Origin of the sequence: Methanospirillum sp. (assembly GCF_028679455.1) — an archaeon.
GTDB lineage: Archaea > Halobacteriota > Methanomicrobia > Methanomicrobiales > Methanospirillaceae > Methanospirillum.
This window is the reverse complement of sequence record NZ_JAJRBM010000390.1, coordinates 1-2,785: the sequence shown is the minus strand read 5'-3', so window position 1 is coordinate 2,785 and position 2,785 is coordinate 1. Positions and strand designations below refer to the sequence as shown.

Genomic DNA, 2,785 nt, shown 5'->3' with positions numbered 1-2,785 from the left:
TATGTAAAATTGCATGGGAAAGTAACATTTTCTATTAGCGTTTTCTGAAAAAGAAAAACCGGAGGAGTGGAATTAGAGAAGGTCTGGAGAATAAGATCATATCTTGGTTCATAACCAGAAATATTAAATGTGGCATTACCCACAAAAAACGGAGTCTTGTTTGGATAGGTTATTTCAATGTTCACTGATGTATTGTTTATTGAAGCTCGTTCCTGTGTAGTAATATTATAGATACGATCAAAAATTGTGACATTCACCGGAGTTGAAGGACAATTATCAGACGAATTACATTGAAATTCCCACACAGGATTAGGAATCGGGGATATGTGTGAGTAAACGATTGATGGATATCTAGAGACGTTAACCATACTCCCATTTACCATCACTTTGAGAAAATCATTCTGTTCATTTACCATCAGCATACCTGATGCTTCAATAAAAGAACTCACCGGAAGAATGCTTAAAGATCCTGATCCAACCGAAGAGAGTGTACCTAGTTCAAATGATCTTGCGATAGGGAGATTAATTTTGTTATTAATAATTAATCCATCAATATCTGCCTTCAACCCGATAAATTCTTGAGTAATATACTTAAGATGCGATATTTCTGCGTCGCGTCCCTGAATTGGAACCACATACAGAAGGTACATCGAAAAAAGGATCGTTAGCAGGGCTACAATCATTAAAAACCCGATAACTTCGGATAGCCCTCGCTCCTTCGTCACTCCCCACCACCAAATTAGTTACAGTTCTCCTTCAAGGTTCATGAATCTATTGAGGAGCAAAGATCATAGAAATTTTCCTTCTTCGAAAGAACTCCAGTGGATAAATAATCCCTGCTCAAACAAAGTACCAGTCTCGCCATAAAAACTACCTGTACAGACTGATGACTATCAACAGATACTAACCGGATTACTGCATAGATATTTTTTTACCATACCCATAACGATGGAGAGGCCCAGATTCCCGATACTCTCTCTCCTTGAGCTGAGTATTAACCCCTTAATAACTCATTTCTTTAAGGAACCTTATCATGATCACCCAGTATATCACCACTAGTGAGGGCCTCACCGAAATTGAGGACTTCAGGCCTGGGTGCTGGGTGAAAGTCGTCAACCCAACCGAGAAAGAGATCGCATATCTTGTCGGCCAGTTTGGCATGCCGATCGACTTTCTGACCGACCCCCTTGATGTCGATGAACGGGCACGGTTTGAAGTTGACGAGGGAAATACCCTGATTCTCATCAGATCAGCACGACGTGAACCTGAAGAGGCCGCAATCCCCTATATCACCCTGCCAATAGGCATTATCCTCACCCAGGATCTCCTGATTACCGTCACCCTCACTGAAGTTGATGTCATGGAAGAATTTCTGTCAGGATGGGTGAGAAACCACGACACCAGGCAGCGAACACGATTCGTCCTGCAACTCTGCTACCGGACTGCACTCAGATTTTTGCGTTACCTAAAAGAGATCAACCGGATGACCGGAGTTATTGAACGGAACCTTCACCGTTCAACTACCAACGATCAACTCCTCGGGTTGTTTAACCTTCAAAAGAGCCTTGTTTACTTCACAACCTCTCTCAGATCCAACTCTCTCATGGTGGAGAAGTTTTCATACCAAAGTGTCCTGGACATGACTGATGAGGAGCACGATCTCTATGAAGAGATGGTGATTGAGAACAAACAGGCTCTTGAGATGGCAAATATCTATACTTCGATTATCACCGGTATGACCGGGACCTTCGCCTCGATCATCAATAATAACGTCAATGTGGTGATGAAACTGCTCACCAGCGTAACCATCCTTATCGCCCTGCCCACAATGATCGCCAGCATATACGGGATGAATGTACACCTTCCACTGCAGGAGGCACCCTATGCATTCCCGTTTGTAATGGGGACTGCACTCAGTCTTTCTGCTATCGGGTTGTTCATTCTGATTCGCTGGAAGGTACTCTGATATAAATGCCGGAACTGTGCATGGCCCGCCAGAGCAATCTTTAGAACATGATCATTACCTATATGGGACACCAAAAAAGGTGATGCGTGACTAAAAGAGGTGTATTCCTTGATACATCATTTATTATGGCAATCATCAATAATGATGATGCATTGCACCAAACTGCCTTAAAGTTAGAAACAGAATTGAAACAATACTCTCACATATTGATCACGGAAGCAATATTTTTTGAAATTGGAAATTCATTTTCAAAGTCTAATATAGAGCAAGTGGCATGATTCCCGGATAAATTACCTATTTTTGAATGGTTAAACCCCCATTTATCGATTTCTTCCTTCAAAGTTATCGACACCACATCTTGCCGCTATTCCAGTTTTATTATACTGGACATTAAGAATTCATCTCAACAAATCATATCAATAGCGACCTCATATAAAAACGATAATTGCGAACGATATTAAAAATAAAGTATAATACGGGCATATTTCATAACCGCGTGTATACCCTAGATCTTGTCTAACCAAATTACCGATAAAACCTAAAAATAAGCCCAATCAGAGGATTTAAAATCTCAGGTGAGCCCCTGGCATTCGACCGGAGGTCGATTAAGATATATGCTGATATGGGGATTTGAACCCCAGTCGATGGAGTGAGAGTCCAACATGATTGACCGAACTACACTATATCAGCGTTAGAATAAGAACAATAGCAGCGAAGATACGTTCCCGAGGACTCGCGTACCTCAGTACCAGTATCCACGTGAGGTGTCTTAACTTCCGGGTTCGGAAAGAGACCGGGTGTGACACACCTGCTGTGGCC

General features: G+C 41.9%; 1 protein-coding gene, 1 tRNA gene, 1 rRNA gene and 1 pseudogene. 1 reads left to right on the top strand and 3 read right to left on the bottom strand.

Features of this window, described 5'->3' with window-relative positions; all coding sequences use genetic code 11:
• Window positions 1-725: pseudogene (locus LUQ50_RS13260) on the bottom strand (hypothetical protein); the annotation flags it as partial.
• A gap of 308 nt (window positions 726-1,033) precedes the next feature.
• On the opposite strand from LUQ50_RS13260, the gene LUQ50_RS13255 reads away from it, so the two are divergent.
• Entirely contained in the window at window positions 1,034-1,966 is a 933-nt protein-coding gene (locus tag LUQ50_RS13255; protein ID WP_300040432.1) for a magnesium transporter CorA family protein, read from the top strand.
• 615 nt (window positions 1,967-2,581) lie between these two features.
• Here LUQ50_RS13255 and LUQ50_RS13250 read toward each other — a convergent pair.
• Both LUQ50_RS13250 and rrf read right to left on the bottom strand, forming a co-directional pair.
• Window positions 2,582-2,656 (bottom strand) — tRNA-Glu (locus tag LUQ50_RS13250).
• A 13-nt stretch (window positions 2,657-2,669) separates the two neighbouring features.
• Window positions 2,670-2,785 (bottom strand): 5S ribosomal RNA (gene rrf / locus LUQ50_RS13245); the annotation flags it as partial.

Coding starts and splice junctions, on each gene's coding strand:
- LUQ50_RS13255 (WP_300040432.1), top strand. CDS start 1,034: ATGATCACCCAGTATATCACCACTAGTGAGGGCCTCACCGAAATTGAG.